This window comes from Ferruginibacter paludis, from assembly GCF_030409685.1.
Taxonomy (GTDB): Bacteria; Bacteroidota; Bacteroidia; order Chitinophagales; family Chitinophagaceae; genus Ferruginibacter; species Ferruginibacter paludis.
In genome coordinates this window covers 123,851-140,168 of record NZ_JAUFQJ010000006.1, presented here as the reverse complement: position 1 = coordinate 140,168, position 16,318 = coordinate 123,851, and the positions used below count along the sequence as shown (strand labels likewise).

General features: G+C 41.1%; 11 protein-coding genes. 4 read left to right on the top strand and 7 right to left on the bottom strand.

What is annotated here, in order from left to right; translation table 11 throughout:
• Positions 1 to 1,164: 1,164 nt before the first annotated feature.
• The 5 genes from QWZ08_RS11095 to QWZ08_RS11075 all read right to left on the bottom strand — a co-directional run bounded on the left by QWZ08_RS11095 (position 1,165) and on the right by QWZ08_RS11075 (position 6,666).
• The gene (locus QWZ08_RS11095; protein WP_290337476.1) at positions 1,165 to 1,797 is read right to left on the bottom strand and encodes a hypothetical protein; all 633 of its coding nucleotides are present in this window, start codon (positions 1,795 to 1,797) and stop codon (positions 1,165 to 1,167) included.
• The gene (locus tag QWZ08_RS11090; protein WP_290337475.1) at positions 1,794 to 2,402 is read right to left on the bottom strand and encodes a PepSY-associated TM helix domain-containing protein; all 609 of its coding nucleotides are present in this window, start codon (positions 2,400 to 2,402) and stop codon (positions 1,794 to 1,796) included. Before QWZ08_RS11090 ends, QWZ08_RS11095 begins: the two co-directional genes overlap by 4 nt.
• A gap of 546 nt (positions 2,403 to 2,948) precedes the next feature.
• A complete protein-coding gene (locus tag QWZ08_RS11085; RefSeq protein ID WP_290337474.1) occupies positions 2,949 to 3,338 on the bottom strand; it encodes a tetratricopeptide repeat protein in 390 nt (129 codons plus the stop codon).
• A 498-nt stretch (positions 3,339 to 3,836) separates the two neighbouring features.
• On the bottom strand, positions 3,837 to 4,298 hold the full coding sequence (locus QWZ08_RS11080) for a molybdopterin oxidoreductase (protein ID WP_290337473.1): 462 nt from the start codon (positions 4,296 to 4,298) through the stop codon (positions 3,837 to 3,839).
• A 1-nt stretch (position 4,299) separates the two neighbouring features.
• On the bottom strand, positions 4,300 to 6,666 hold the full coding sequence (locus tag QWZ08_RS11075) for a molybdopterin oxidoreductase family protein (protein WP_290337472.1): 2,367 nt from the start codon (positions 6,664 to 6,666) through the stop codon (positions 4,300 to 4,302).
• Positions 6,667 to 6,868: 202 nt separating this feature from the next.
• Between QWZ08_RS11075 and QWZ08_RS11070 the strand changes: the two genes are divergently transcribed.
• Both QWZ08_RS11070 and QWZ08_RS11065 read left to right on the top strand, forming a co-directional pair.
• Positions 6,869 to 7,243, top strand: a complete 375-nt coding sequence (locus QWZ08_RS11070) for a DUF7009 family protein (protein ID WP_290337471.1) — start codon at positions 6,869 to 6,871, stop codon at positions 7,241 to 7,243.
• A gap of 221 nt (positions 7,244 to 7,464) precedes the next feature.
• On the top strand, positions 7,465 to 7,662 hold the full coding sequence (locus tag QWZ08_RS11065) for a hypothetical protein (RefSeq protein ID WP_290337470.1): 198 nt from the start codon (positions 7,465 to 7,467) through the stop codon (positions 7,660 to 7,662).
• Positions 7,663 to 9,038: 1,376 nt separating this feature from the next.
• On the opposite strand, the gene QWZ08_RS11060 is transcribed toward QWZ08_RS11065, so the two are convergent.
• Positions 9,039 to 10,394, bottom strand: a complete 1,356-nt coding sequence (locus tag QWZ08_RS11060) for a vanadium-dependent haloperoxidase (RefSeq protein WP_290337469.1) — start codon at positions 10,392 to 10,394, stop codon at positions 9,039 to 9,041.
• 688 nt (positions 10,395 to 11,082) lie between these two features.
• On the opposite strand from QWZ08_RS11060, the gene QWZ08_RS11055 reads away from it, so the two are divergent.
• The gene (locus QWZ08_RS11055) at positions 11,083 to 13,239 is read left to right on the top strand and encodes a tetratricopeptide repeat-containing sensor histidine kinase (RefSeq protein ID WP_290337468.1); all 2,157 of its coding nucleotides are present in this window, start codon (positions 11,083 to 11,085) and stop codon (positions 13,237 to 13,239) included.
• A 15-nt stretch (positions 13,240 to 13,254) separates the two neighbouring features.
• Positions 13,255 to 13,998, top strand: a complete 744-nt coding sequence (locus tag QWZ08_RS11050; protein WP_290337467.1) for a LytR/AlgR family response regulator transcription factor — start codon at positions 13,255 to 13,257, stop codon at positions 13,996 to 13,998.
• Positions 13,999 to 14,618: 620 nt separating this feature from the next.
• On the opposite strand, the gene QWZ08_RS11045 is transcribed toward QWZ08_RS11050, so the two are convergent.
• Entirely contained in the window at positions 14,619 to 16,058 is a 1,440-nt protein-coding gene (locus QWZ08_RS11045; protein ID WP_290337466.1) for an AAA family ATPase, read from the bottom strand.
• Positions 16,059 to 16,318 lie beyond the last annotated feature (260 nt).

The window sequence follows — 16,318 nt, the reverse complement described above, 5'->3', positions numbered from 1 at the left end:
GCTGTTGAGACGTGAAGATGTATCCATCCTGTGTACTGTAAATTATTTTAGAAGAACATGGGAACTTGTGCCCATACAATTCCATCCCTGGTTAGATTTATCTTCCACCTTTAGCGCCAAGTCTTTTTCACTATAAGCCTTTATCAAAATAAACAGCCTTTCTACTTGCATAAAATAAATTATTATTATAAAAAAACTTCCACAAACTATAAAGTCATAGGCTGTGGAAGCAACAAATTTTTGCGGTCAATGAGTTATTGACCGTTCAGGATTTAATTTTTGCTGGGTAAGCGCACCAGGAAAATTTGAAAAACGGTTTTACTGGTTCATCTTGTTGTTTAGTGTCATCATCGCCGGTTAGAGCATAGACAAGGATACTGGGTAAAGGTTTTGGATCATCGTCGCTTTTTACAGCATAGTTCCGGGATATTGCATTATGGGGTTTTCAGTAGGAATTCGATTGTTGTTCTTCATTGATTGCTGGATGTAGATCGTATTCATTTTAATCAGTCACTTTCTGATACAAAGATGCAACAGTCACGGCTCATTTGCAAGAGCAGCAATACTCAATTTCGTGTCGGAAGTAAATACTGCTGGCCGCGTATTTATCCCGGGTTATAACAGGTAGTTTTACCAAGAGGGTACATACAAGGCGTATCCATTAATTGGCTGCCGCTTGCTGATAATTAGATTATCATACATTAGCGTGGTAGTTTACCTTACTTGCCTGTTTGGTGAAACATATTGATTATCTTTTGTCGGCATGCAAAGCAGTAGTTCTTCAAGTGATGCTCTTTTCTTCAATAATATAATTTTAATTTGGTTAGATAGCCGGAGCCAGTGAAGTCCTCTGATTGTCTAACGAACACGTTATCCTGTTTTGGCTATCATTCTGTTTCTGCTACTTGACCGCAGTTCGCATCAAAAATGACGATACAGTTATGTACCAATGGTGTAAACATTTTTTGTGCAGGCGTTTCGGCCAAATTTAAAACTGGCTCCTTAAAATCAACCTAAGAAATAGGAAAGGAATGATATCACCACAGTAACTAAACTTTTATCCGGTGACAAAAAAAGCATAGCATAGTCTTGTATGTAAAGCTGGTGACGTAAAATCAGAAAACTAAAAAAAATAAATTAAGAGTGCCCGGATATCTAACTGCTTTATAACTTTAGTAAAATAACAAACCAGCCTGCAAGTGCAAATCCTACAATTAAAACTAAGTACCCCCATGGATAATTTTGCCTGATTTTATACCACATAATCCAACTGCTGACAGATAAAAAAATAAGTCCTACTGCAATTGCATCCATTGAAAACCGCCAGACACGGGTAAGCAGCCAGTTTGGCTCAACATCCGCATTGCCCCTGTTGGCACCGTTGAAAGTATGAAGTGTTCTTAGCTTCCCCCAGACATTGTAGGAGAGTTCTTTCTGAATGCCAGTTCCCGTCTTAAAATCTGCATGAATGTTACTGACATGCCCCGGATAAGCAACACTGAAATCAACGCTGTCCGTTGTCATCTTTACATTATTTACTTCGCCAGCAATTTTCAACTGTGAGAAGATAGTTTTCATTATCTGTATACTATCCAGGCCAGCAGGAATGCTAACGACTATTTCTGTTGTCTTCTCCTTTCTCTCGTCCCAAAAGCTGGCAAACTTCCAGTTCCCATGATTTAATAGCAGACCGGAAAATGAAAATAACCATATAAACAGCACCAGAAATAATCCAATATGGATGTGCAGGCGGCGGTTTGAATAAGTAAGTTTTTTAATCAGCGTTTGATAAGTCATCCGAGAATAAATAATAAAAGTCCTGTAAAAATAATTGCTCCGGATATAATGGCCAGCCATCCTAACTTTCTTTCTGCTTTTAGAAAATACCATAAAAAAATTCCACTGGCAGAAAGAAACAGCAGTAAGTAAACTACCGTATCAGCCAGCACCCGCCAGATCTTCATGAATGTGGCATTGCCACGAATTGTTGTATTGTGTGGCCCGGGCATTTTATGCAGGTAGTTGGTGGCCCTGAAAACCCCGTCCTCATCTCTTGTAATTAGCACGTCATTGGTGTGTTTATTTACTTCAATCTTTGTTATTTCTCCGGGTAAGGTTACGGGAAAAGAAATGTGATCGTCATTTTGTGAAATAAAATCTATTTCACCTTTAATCTCCAGTTTTTGTATAATCGCTTTAGCTGTTTGCAGGTCAGACGTATCATAGGGGATTTTATCCAGGTGAGTTTTAATAACCGGTAAAACTTTTACAGGCATAACACTGTTTAGGTAACCCGCGTGATTTAACACGAGCACACTGACACTGAAGATAAGCACAAACGGACTGACGAATAAACCAATGTATAAATGAAGGGTACGAACAGGAGGATAGTATTTTTTCATTGTTCTTAAACGGCAGGTGAAATATTTTCTTATGGTGCTGTAAACAAAAGTAGGTAAATCATGGCAAGGGATTGCTTAGAGTATATCCATTATGTCAAAAAAACAATTCAGGATAGTTATATAAAAGCAAGGAAACCTACAAATTTTTAGTTAAGGAACGGTTCATCATAGAGGTATTACATGAAATCAGGAAACGCAGATCGAATTTTCTGCCATATTGATTTCGGTAAGTTATCAGAAAGGAATTATATCAATGATGCTTTGCTGCACTTAAGTTCCGCGCATCCGGGAGCAATTAATGCAAAAAAGAAAAGCGGATTACGTTTCGGGTGTCTTTGCGCATTAACCTATTTATAATTTGCTGTTTAGACCTGCCAAACTTATCGCTGGATCCGGAATAGGAAAAGAATTTCGGAAAGGTATTGACGAATGGTCTTCAGAAATATTTCCGTTCTGTGTTGAGTTATTTTTCATGGATGTTCGTTTTAATTGCACATCCTGATACAATAGTTGGTCAGTTTGCCGGTGACCTGTTGTATTAAACCCTTATTTCATTCCTTTGAGTGCCGTGTCTCTTCGTTTTTTTAATTTGGCTACTTCCGGGAGGATGAGCAAACTGTTTCCCTTTCTGTCGGTATGGCCCAACATTAAATTGAGTTTTTTACTTAATCCTGTAACGTTCGCATTGTGTTGGTGCCCCGCTGTATACTTAGCCTCATAAATTTGGATTGCCTTATCAATACAAAGCAGCTCTTTTTTAAAGTTCTTCAATTTCCGGTAAAGAATCATCAGCCTTTCGATAATATACATATCGGAAGGGGCAGATTTTAACAACAACTCATACATTTTCACCGCCTGTTGCAAATGGTTTTCCTTTTCCAGCATACGGGCATTGTCCGTGTTGATTTCAAGATGATGAACATTTACTTCTTCCATACGATTTTTGTAGGCTACAAAAAAACATGTTATTTTAAGCTAGAATGCTGTGAAGCAGGCAATATGTATACGATACTTCCTTGGACGTTACACTTTATACAGCGAAAGCCTCTTTCCACTGATTCGGTGTCCTTAACGTCTCCCTTTAGAATATTTCCCGGTGATGTATTGGTATACCAAACTCATCTACTTAGCCCTTGTAAATAGGCCGATGAAAAATGGTAATCTGCAAGAATACTACACAATAACCAATGTAGTTGAATTGAATTCAAATGCATACAGACTCACTTTTGTACGGCCATTTTGGTCTCTCTCCGTACCTGCGAAGCACAGACCGGGACCTTGTGCCGGTTTGTGTATTGTTCATTACTTCGTTGTACGCAACGTTCGTGGCTAATGCACCAGTGCACTGACCCTGCTGTGAATCGTACAAAGCCTGCTGCAAAGCCTGGGCGGGCTGATGCAAGTTTATTTTGGTTTCCTTAAATAATAATATGTCTAAGGATGTGCAACAATTAATGTCTGCGGTGCGGCTGATTTCATACGGGTCATCAGCCAGGATGATTGCCTGGTTGTCTGCCGCTCAATTTCTTCGCATACAGTAACGAGTTCTTCATCGGCCAGGGCAGTACCTCCCTGTTTTAAAATTGTACAACATACCAGCACTTCATTCACTATTAAATATAAATCATGCAAATCACGCAGCATGGCCATACTGCCCTTGCGTGCTTTCTTTAATAATGTTTTTGTAAGTCTGTCTGGTTCCCTGTCTGTTTCTTTTTTATACCGGTTTGCCACCGGCTTCATTGTATCTGCAAGCTGCAGTGACCATGAGGAGAGCAGTAAACAAGTTTGCTCAATATCAACTTCATCCCTGTGCGCTTTCGCTACCATTTTAAAAGCATCCGCCAGGTCCTTCTCCGTCCGGTGAACCAAATCTATGTATTTTCCTATATGCATATTATACCTCCTGTGGTTTAAGTTTTTCAGTAAGCGTCTCAATTGATTTGCCTATTTTTTTAAACGTTCCATCTTCTTCTTTTTTAATGATACTAACAGCGGCATATTTGAAATGTGGTTGCTTACTCACAGGATCCCATTCTGTGAGGGTAAGCTCGTTGGCAGCACGGGACCTTTTATTGTTATCCCAGTAACCATAATGGAAGGGAATAAAAACAAGGCCTGGTTCTATGCCGCCTATTTTTGCCGGTTCTGTTACTTTGCCGCGGCGGGAAGCGACGGTTATCATATCACCCTCCCGGATGCCATACTTTGCAGCGTCCTCCTCTGAGATCTGCACATAGCCGTCCGGGGCGGCATCCTGCAACTGCTGAGACCTGCCCGTTTTTGTACGCGTATGAAAGTGATACACAATTCTTCCGGTAGTAAGCCACAACGGGTATTCCAGATCGGGCACTTCATGGGGAGGAAGATAATCACTGCCTTTCAGAAAAGCCTTACCGGCAGGATTTTTTGCCTTGTATTCCTGTTCTGTTACAGCTGCGCCGGTGTCAAGATCATGGCCATAGGTCTCACACTGGTTGATGTCAGTATTAAAGACTCCGTTGGTATAAAGGTGCCGGGCCCCATCCGGGTAGGTTTCATTGCACGGCCATTGAATTCCGCTACCACCTGTGAGCTTTGCATAACTCATACCTGTGTAATCGCAGGGTCTTCCTTTTGTGCATTTTTTCCAGGCTTCAAAAGCTTCTTCTGCTGTAGTCCATTGTATAAGAGGGTTGCCATCTTTGTCGCGGAAGTCCATCCTGCGGCTATAATCGAGAAAGATATCCAAATCTGATTTTGCTTCGCCCGGAGGATCCACTGCTTTATGCGAGAGATGAACAGTACGGTCAACATTTGTAAAACAACCTGTCTTTTCTCCCCATATAGCGGCCGGCAACACTACATCTGCGTATTGGGTTGTCTCCGTCATGAACGCATCCTGCACCACTACAAATAAATTTTTCTTCTTTAAGATCTGTCTTATCCGCGAGAGTTCGGGCATGGATACCGCCGGGTTGGTACCGCTGATCCATAACATTTTGATGGTACCACTTTCTGCAAATCTCCAAATTTGCATCGCATGCGTGGGCGGCGACCAATGGGGTATTTTATCCAGCTGCACATTCCATAATGCTGCGAGTTCTTTTACGTGCTCTTTATTACTCCAGTTCCTAAAGCCTGGCAAATCTCCATCTGCACCACATTCCCTTGTGTTTTGCGCAGTAGGCTGCCCGTTCATTTGGTAAATGCCGCATCCGTCTCGGCCTATCAATCCACGTATCAGATGGAGGTTGTTCACCTGCACCGCAGCTGCGGTGCCCTGCATGGATTGGTATACCCCTTGCAATACGGTTGATACCACTGATTTGGCGGTACCCAGTATCTCCGCGGCTTGTCTTAACCTGGATGCGGGTACGTTACTCACTTCTTCCACACGCTCCGGCGCCCATGCGGAAACAATTTTTTTCAGTTCTTCAAAGCCGGTAGTGTGTGCATCAATATACGCCTTATCAATATTCCCAGCTTGTATAATTAAGTTCAAAATCCCGTTCATAACGGGCACGTTTGTCCCGGGCTTTAGTGCAAGATGAACGGTGGCCTTTTGTGCCGTATCAGTGTACCTCGGGTCAATAACAACCAGCTTAGGTGGATTCGGTCCTGCAAGCCTGTCTAATATTCTCATCCAGAGCACAGTCTGCTGCGAAGCAATGTTATGCCCAAAATGCAGAATGGCATCTGTTGTATGAAGATCGGTATAGGAACCCGGCTGACCATCGGAACCGAAAGAAACCTTTAACGCGGCTGCTGCCGTAGCGGTGCAGAGACGTGTGTTCCCATCCATATGGGGTGTGCCCAGCCCCGCTTTCCCAAGAACACCCAGTGTATAATATTCTTCCAGGAAAAGTTGCCCTGAAGTATAAAAACCGATTCCAAGGCTCGTGTTTTTTTCAATGATATCTTTGGATTGTTGTACAATCAGATCCATGGCTTCATCCCAGGTTGCTTCCCTTAATTTCCCATTCGTTCTTATAAGAGGTTTGGTTATCCGGTCTTTGCTGTTATTGGCCACCCATGCATGCAACCCTTTTGGTCCAAGCCTGCCGTGGTTTACCCTGTCACCCTCTCTTCCCCGTACCCCAACAATACGTCCATTTTTCACCCCAATATCCATCCCACATCCATTAGAACAGAGCACGCAAGCCGATTGTACCCAATGGTCTGGCTCCTCAATTGTACGTTGGTCCACTCTTGCTGGCCAGTCCCCTTTATAAGGGGTTCGCATACCCCAGATATCTTTTATGCTATCCCTTGATTCGTTCATACTGTTGACATTTAGATCGTTTAAAAAAAATCCTGTAGCTCATTGTGATAACCATCCGGCAGAAAATAGCGTCATGGTGACCCGTATAAATATTTTTTTTGATTTCCAGTAAGCCGCATCACCAATAACTACAAATAATGTGCTTATCTAAATGTTGGCATCGCTTTTTCTTCATTGCTGGTATTATCAAAAGCAATTAAGTATGAAGATCAGGATTTCAGGAAACAGCATTCGCTTCCGTTTAAAACAAACGGAAGTAAAACAATTCGGGGAAGAGGGTGAGATAAAGGAGGAACTATCATTTGGTATGCTCCCTGCAGATAAGCTTTCATTTATGCTGAAGGCCGGCAATACCAGCAGCTTTGCAATTAGCTGGGAATCGAATCAGATAATGTTACAAGTGCCAGCCGCTTTACAGGCTGAATGGACCAATACGGATTTAGTGGGCTTTGAAAAAGACATAGCTACCGGTCAGGGACAATTGATAAGGATATTGGTTGAAAAAGATTTTAAATGCCTTGATGGGTCCGGTGTTGAAAATGAGGATACTTATTCCAATCCCAATCAAGTTTGCTGATGAATACCTTTATTAAATATACCATGGCTATTATAACAGGGTTTATATCTCCTGCCTGACCGCCCGAAATTTTATGGATCGATTTTTATCGTATTTATATGATATGTCGATGTAATAAATCGGCCGACCATGTTCAAAATTTTTTTCCAACTAAATTATATATTTTGAATTTTTAATGGCGATAATCCCAAATCTTGAAACGATACCTTAAATCATTCTAAATGCTCCCTTTAACCTGGCGGAAGGCTGGCGTAATATCCTCCGGATCTAATCTGGTATCGATGTTCCATCGCAGAGAATTCGGAGTAGTAGAATTTGCTGTTTTTCAAACAAAGGTCACTTACCGTGCAGACAGCGTAACAGGAGTTTACAAAGCATCTGACGGAGTAATTACTGGTACAATAGCTGAACGAAGCTGATACAGCCTGTCGCTATCAAAGGTTGGCTGATGGTGTAGGAAACAACTCTTCAAGCAGTGACCTAAAACCAACCCTGGCAGACCAGCAAATAACTGCCAAGATTTAAGATTTTAGATATACCAATGTCACTGCTAATACCTATTATTTATTATTCCCTGGCAGGTGAGGGCCTTTGTAGCTCCCTTTTTTATTGAGAAAATGATAGTTAAATCAAATTAAAAACGGTGTAGTACAAGGCCGTCAAAATTTCTTTAAAATCTCGCCTTAGCTTAGCACAAAATTAGCAATATGAAGCTACTGATAATAGAAGATGAAGATAGCCTGTTACGGAGCATAATAAACGATAGAAATGTTTTTTCATTAATTCACACAAACAGAACTAAACAAAACAGAGGAAACAATTTGATAATTATGTGCTGACATGCAGATTTGTAACTAGCTTAAAATAATTTTCTTATGCAACCGAAATTTGATATTGGACTTTTTGTCAAAGGTATTACTGAGGAACAGGAAATGATGATTATTACGTTAAAATGAAAGTGGCAATTTGGGTAATCCAATTCTACGGCCCTCCAATTTTACTGGTAAATATAAATGTGCCTGGATAAAGGAACACAAAGTTATTTTAAAGGTATTTGATGAATCGGAATTAACACTGGCTTAATATTTACCAATGCAATGTCTTTTAACACAATCGTAGTAGGAAGTACTGCACGATTTGGTACACCAAAACTAGTTGTTTTACAATATCAATGTTTTTGATGATGGATCTTATCCTTTTGAAATAATGATTGGGTTTTTATATAATAGGGATAATAGTATCTTAACCCTGTTACTTTAGTGTCATGTTTAGACCACTTTTACCCCTTCCGGATAAAGCCTCTGCAATGGAAGGTGAAATAATAAACTAATAACAGGCAACCGATATTTTTAGACAAATTATTATCCTTCTCTATCATATCAACCAGACGTTATTTCAATGCAGTATTACGAATATCAAAGAATCGGATGAGCAAAATTTTAGCCGTTGATGCAGGCTCTTTGTCATTCCCTTTTTAATATTTATCTGCACACCTCAAGCAAATGACTTACATAAGATTTTATACAAAATGTATTGTGAAGACTTGCTTTGTAAGTTTAGAAAGTCGACCCCGATAAAACTGCTACATTGTTATTGTCGTTTTGTATCTGGTAAACATTGGCAGCACCACAAAAAGGCATTCCTATACTCTTGAAGCAAAGGTCGTAGTTCTTATCTTAAACATAGTGCAGACTAACATGGTGCAACATGCCGGGCCATGCTGACAAAGTCTAGTGGCCGATGTTGTCCAAAAAAGGATTGCCATAAAAGCATTTATAGCAATCCCTTGCCCGCTTTATTTTTCGACCTTAGCTTGAAAGCCGAGACTGCTCAAAATGGTTGCTGCCACCTTGCGGCCCTGCACCAAACCTGTGTCAACAGATGGTTGGTAGTGGATGCCTGCAAAAACCCTTGAATTACCCGCGTCTTCTCCAATTGCCCGGAACGATGAAAATGTTCTTGGCGTAAAACCCAGGTAATCATAGGTATGATCAGTAATGCTTCCGATGTCCCCGAACAGTGCTGTGAACGCATCTGCTGCGGCCGCGGAAATTACTGCATGTGCTGATGAATATTCGGGGTGTGCAGGTGTAGTGAGCAAAGGACTCCAGGAACCCAGTCCCATCACATTTCTGATGTAGGTTACCGGCCTGATAAGGTTGTAGTGATATTTTGATTGCCAGCAACCAATGCTGGGATCACTGCTGCAAATACCAGTAATGGCATAGGCCACGGCTGCCTTATCCAGCCGTGTATTGGTTTGTTTCAGCACCTGCTGTAAAATACTTTCCCAATGGCCCGCCGTTGTAACCCCCGGTACATCCCTCCAAAATAAACCCTGTGCCGTTTGTGCCGGAGTTAAGTTTTGTGACACGGTATATACATTTAGCACCATTTTATAAAAGGCCGAATTAGGATCTTCGGAATAAGCTATCGGGGCACCGGGTTGTGAGTTATTGGTACTGCCTGTTACAATAGTACGCAGGTTTCCCAAATAAGGCGTGCTTGCAGCGCCGAAGGCGGGAGGTGTGGGCACCCATAAGCCAGGACCAACAGGCGGAGTATACGCTGCCCCTACATTGGCAATGCCATCGGTGGAAGACCAGTTAAATACAGCAACAGCAATGCTTTTGCCAAACTCATTTGACCGTACGAGCACATCGCCATGTGCCTGGGAACTGTAACCCGTGTTCAATGCATTTTCAAGAGAATCAATGGCGGCTTTATCTGCGGTGCTTGCATTCACAAAAATACTTCTGTTCACAGCTGCCAACGCTGCATTCACGCTGGCGGGCCAGTAATACAATTTAAAACGGTTGGCTACAGGCAGATCCGTAAGACCGTTTAATTTACTATTTATTCCTTCACCGAGCCATGTGCCCGGAGCAATTGCTTCGTAGGCTGTTAACCCTGTATAAGCGTAATACCTGCAAAAAAGTACATTGGGAATGCCGGTAGCATTTTTCATTAACCGAATCTGCATCGTAAGCCATTTGTCGATCACTTCGGATGAATATTTTCCGGCATCATTTGGTCCGGCAGCCGGCAAATGGTCTGACTTATTACAACTTGCCAGGAGGCTGAAAAAAGTAACCGCAAAAACAGGTAATTGCTTAACGTAGCCTGTTGATAAATTAAATAAACGTTTCATGATCTATTGATTTTTATTGATTACTGTGTACCGAAAATTTATTCGAAAAGTTTTTATGAAAAAGAGGGCTATCCTTTTTTGGGGTGTTGTTGCCAGTGTTTAATACAATAGTGAATGCAATTTTCCACGATCGATTATTGTTTAGGTTCGGTTCCATATTAGCCGGCCAGCGACGGGCATTATGAAAGCATAAAACCTTTGTGCCAATCTACCCTTTGCAATTTTTAATAGTTTCTTTTATTTGCTCCAGGTTTAATTTAAACCAGGCTTGAAACCGTACTTGTAAAGTAATCCTAGCGGTGACTAACTGCAGATGTTTGTGAGTGAAACTTTCATATTGTTAACTTCAATTTACTTCCATGAAATTATGGTTACAGCCAGTATATAAAAAGTCCCGGTGATTACTTAACAGCCCTGAAAGGCAATCTGCTGAAACTGGTTAGCAATTCACAAAACGCGAGACAGAAAACTGATGAAATTTAAATGTGTTGTTAAGAGCGTAATTTATGCGCTTGTGAACTACTCATTGAAACCCGCAGCCCGTCATGAATTATGTGCAGGTATTCATTTGTCGGTTTTATGTAGCTAATAAAATACTACATTTGAGCAGCAGGGAATCCAGATACAACTTTACCATCAGCAATAACCCAGAGTTTATTTATCTGAACAATTTTTGATCACTAATACCATGTTAGTGTTAAAAAAAACAGGCATTTTCATACTGCAGATATGCTGCATTTTATACCTGGCTGCCCAGCATCCGGCCCGGCAAAAGATTGATAGCTTAAAAAAGCTTTTGCCCTTAAAACAGGGTACACAATACATCGACTGCCTTAATGATTTGAGTGAAGAATACTGGTGGCCACCAAGGGTATATCCTGACTCGATTTCTATGTGGGCTGACATAGCTTACAAAGAAGCCGAAAATAATAATTATCCATCCGGTTTAGCTAAGGCAGGTATGCACCTGGGTGTATCAGCCATCTACCGGAAAAATTTTGTAACGGCCGAAAATTATTTAAGAACAGCCCTGCCGGTTTTTGACAGCGTTCACGATGAAAACGGAGAAGGATGGTGCAACTTATGGCTTGGTCAGACGCTGTATTCTGAAAACAGGTTTACCGAGGCTGCTTCCTGCATCAGGAAATCATTAAGCTACCTTACCAGACACAATAATAATGAAGGGATAGGCAAAGCCTGGGCATGGCTAAGCTTTCTCTACGCGGCTACCGGTAACTATGACAGCAGCTTTGAATATTGCACAAAAAGTTTATTGCTTCGTGAAACAATGAGCGACCATGTATGTGTGGCGGCTTCACTTGCAAATATGGGCTACCTGTACAGGTCTGCCGGCGATTACGAGGATGCCCTGAGTTATTACAGGCAAGGTCAGCAATATGGAACGTTGCACGGAATAAACTACTATACAGCAAACTGGAATTATTTTGAGGAGCCGATAGGCGCTACTTATCAACTGATGCATAACATTGACTCTTCCCTATACTATTTGCAACGTGCCATGCAGATTGACCCTGCCAATCAAATGACAAAAATAAGTTTTGGCGAAGCTTTGTTACTGAAACATCAGTATGATTCTGCGTTAGCTATTTTTTTAAAACCGCTCGGCAATTACAGGAAAGAAAATGATGCCTGGGATTTGATGCGTATTTTACTGGATGCAGGAAAAGCTTTCGAGCAAACTAACCAGCCCGCCAAAGCGTTGCCATATGCACAGGAAGGATTTTTAATTGCACAGAAAGCAAATGTAAAGCCTTACATGGTACAGTTAAGCCTGTTGCTGGCTAGAATTTATAAAGACCTTAATAAAGCTGACAGCGCCTATGATTTTATGCGGCAATATGTAGCTGTAAACGATTCAGTAAAAAACCAGCAGTTTTTCTGGCGCCTGACCAATTATAAAAAACAAGATGATTTTAAGAAACAACTTGCTGCAGTGTCACTGTTGGAAAAAGATAATAAAATAAAAGATGACGCCATTCAGAGAAATATTTTGCTGCGTAATATTCTTACAGCTGGTGTTGTATTTTTTATCCTGTTAGCATTTATCGTTTATCGGGTAATAGACCTGAGACGTGAAAATGAGCGCCTGGAAAAAACGAAACTGCAATATGCTTTAGACAAAGAGCTTGCTAAAAATGAACAAAAACAATCAGCTTTACAAAAGAAGGCGGCCGAACTGGAAATGCAGGCGCTCCGTTCACAGATGAATCCGCATTTTATTTTTAATTGTCTCAGTTCCATTAACAGTTTTATATTGAAAAATAAAACAGAAGACGCTTCCCACTATCTTACAAAATTTTCCAGACTGATAAGAATGGTGCTGAATAATTCACAGCAGTCATATATCTCACTGGACGATGAACTGGAAACCTTACAGCTGTACCTTGATATGGAAAAACTGCGCTTCAAAAACTCCTTTGAGTATGCGCTTAATTTATCCGGCAATATAGAGGTTCAGGCTATTTTTATTCCGCCATTGTTGATACAACCTTTTGCCGAAAACGCCATCTGGCATGGCTTAATGCACAAGCAGGAAAAAGGCTTGCTGATGCTGGATTTTAGTATAGAAGATAGAGTATTAAACTGCGTTATTACAGATAATGGAATCGGCAGAGAGGAGGCTGCATTGGTAAAAAGCAAATCTTCAGAAAAGCAAAAATCGATGGGATTAAAAATTACTACCGAACGATTAAATTTATTAAACAATGATGGCGGATGTGAAGCTTCTTTTACGATAGAAGATTTAAAGGATGAAAGCGGAAATGCCTCAGGTACACGGGTGCGTTTAAGGATCGGTTACAAAACACTGAATCAAATTTTATAATTAAATGGATAGAAATTGATCACTGCAATTATTATAGATGATGAGCCCTACAGTTGCGAAAGTTTGGTTTCGTTGCTCGAAAGATATTGTCCCGAAGTGAAGATTTTGGATATCTGTTACTCAGGCGCCGATGCGTTAAAAGCCATCGCTGAACAAACACCTACACTCATCTTTCTTGACATAGAAATGCCGCACATGAATGGCTTTGAAATGTTGCAGCAGTTAACGGCGATCAACTTCTCCATTATCTTTACAACAAGCTATGACCAGTATGCCATAAAGGCCTTTAAGTTTAGCGCATTGGATTATTTATTGAAACCGGTTGACAGTGATGAATTACAGGCTGCCGTAAAAAAAGTATTGCACAACGCTAATGATGCGGTTCCCCAGCAGATAGAAATGCTGCTGCATAAGCTGACGCACCCAACCATTACGGTTAATAAAATAGCCATTCCTACAATAGAAGGATTAAATATGGTATTAATTGAGTCCATCATTAGTTGCTCTTCGGAAAGTAATTATACAGAGTTCCATTTTAAAAATAAAAAGAAAATAATTGCTTCCCGTACTTTAAAGGAGATAGAAGAAATGCTGGATGATTATTCTTTTTTAAGAGTGCATCATTCACACCTCGTAAACCTGAATGAGGTGGAAAAATATGTAAGAGGAGATGGTGGCTATCTTATTATGAGCGATGGTTCGCATATTGATGTATCAAGAAGCCGGAAAGAATTGTTGCTGAAAAAGTTGCATCATTAGTTGTTAAACATCCGGTGGAAAAATTACTACTACTACAGCCAATAAAAGTTCATTCTTGTTGAAATGGTTATCTAAGTTGTATTTACAATCAATCTCCGAACCTGGCTAAGCATCGGCAACAAGCAGGGGCAATATGTCAATCAAAAGATCAAGCAATTGGATCGGCGGGTAGGGTCATTTAATTGGTGAAAAGGCCACAAGCCTTTTTGTAAAAGCGGAATGAGCTGTCAAAAAGGGTCCTAAGAAAATGGCAAAGAAAGTTACGTAAAGTGTTTAAGCAGGCAGACGAAAAGTGGCCAACTCTGTTGGGACACAAAACCACCACGACAACCTCTCAAATCTCCCGGCGATCTAAACGTACCCAGGTATCGCCATTTCCCTATTTAAAATTTAATAGACACCCTCTATTACGGGGACGCTGCCTGCTCTGCCCATGCAGGAGAGTGGAGAGTCATAGGGGGTAGATGAAAGCCTTGTAATCAATTCCGCACAGTTTGAAAAGTGAAGCACAGGCAAGTGGTTGGAGCAGTACGCAGGATTTGTAACCCGCACTCGAGTCCTTGCCGAAGCCTAGCCGCCAGATCCGGGATCGGCCGCTTCCTGATTGCACCCTTCAGGAACTAAATAAACAACGCCTCCATAGTCACTTCCTGTTCTACCAATTGTTCTTTATAAATGTTGTCTGCCAAACCATAAGTTGTAATAAAAGTGAGGACAAGCTGCCTGGTAGTTTTTGTTTCCTGCCGGAAGCTCATTATTTTATTGCGCAATTCTGCAGCATACTTTTTAGTGATCGTGTAGGGGTGGGCGCTAAATTTAATTTCACAAATATTGATCATATGATCAGCCCGGTCGATCAGCAGATCTATTTGGGCACCTGAAACACTTCCTGTGCCAGTTTTCAGCCACGAGACCCCCTTAGTCTGCAAGCCGCCAATTTGCATCGCCATTTTTATCTGCTGCACATGTTTCAGGCAGATGCTCTCAAAGGCATACCCACACCAGCTGACATAGGATGGAGTCGACTGTCTTGCCAGCCACTGGCCCTTTTCAACAGCTGGCTGTTTATACATAAACTTAAAATAGAACAGGGAGAATTCGTCGCTTAGCCGGTAAAGGCTTTCTTTTTCTTTTTTAGCGAAGGGATAAGTTTTTTCTATAAAGCCACTTTCAGTCAGTTCGGTGAGTACAGTTGTAATTCTGCCGCCGGTTACAAGTCTGGCTGCCAGCAGCAGTTCACTTCTCGTTAAACCTTTATGCTTTTTTGCCAGTGCCTGGATCACCTGGACATGTTTTTCCGCACTATTGAATAAAGCCGCATACAAATTGTCGAATTCATTTGTTAGCACACCATCTTTCGAAAAACAAATCGTTTCAATATTTTGTGCCGCGCTTTTTCCTCGTTGTATACCATTTAAATACGCAGGGATACCGCCCATTACCATATACAATTGCAGTAACTGGTAATGCTCCAGGTGTATATTGCGGTGTTGCAGGTAGGCCTGCGTTTCTTTGAGCGTGAAAGGCAGCAACCGAATGCGTTGTGTGATCCTGTTATGCAACCCTCCCTTGTTATTTACTACCTTATCAATTATCCAGGAGGCTGCTGAACCGCAGATAACTACAATTATATCGGGGCGGCTGACTGCGAAGTTATTCCAGAAATAACCAAAAAAAGAAAGGAAATTAGATTTGTGACTTTCCAGCCAGGGAAGCTCATCAAAAAAAATAACTTTTTTATTGTTGTGTTTTACAGATACAATACAGTCTTTCAATTGCAGAAATGCCTCCTGCCAGGTAGCAGGTGCAAAAGCTATTTTTTTGTCCGGAAACCAGCTTTCCAGTTGGCGGGAAAAGTTGAATAATTGCGCTTTGGTAGTGCCATTTAAGAGCCCGGTGCAACTGAAGATCATTTGAGGGCCGTAAAAGTTTTTGATCAGAAAGGTTTTGCCTACCCGCCGCCGGCCATAAATAGCCAGCAGTTCCGCTTCCTTTGCATGAAGTAAATTTTCCAGGATCTGAAGTTCGTTTTCACGGCCAGTGATTTTTTGAGCAGCCATTGAAGTAAATATTAGTGGCCAAAAGTACATAAAATATGGTACATTTGGCCATTAATAAAATTATTGCTGGCCAAATATGCCTTACAAATCATACTTATGGCTACCAATACTTCACCTGCCAGGAGCCAAAAAGCAAGAGTTATTATAAATAGAAGAGAATTCGACTTTATCTTTTTTTTCCGGCAAAAATTCTTTTAACAGCAAACCTTTCAATGCCTGCCATTTGACCCGTTTTTAATCATAACATAATATTGCCGGCA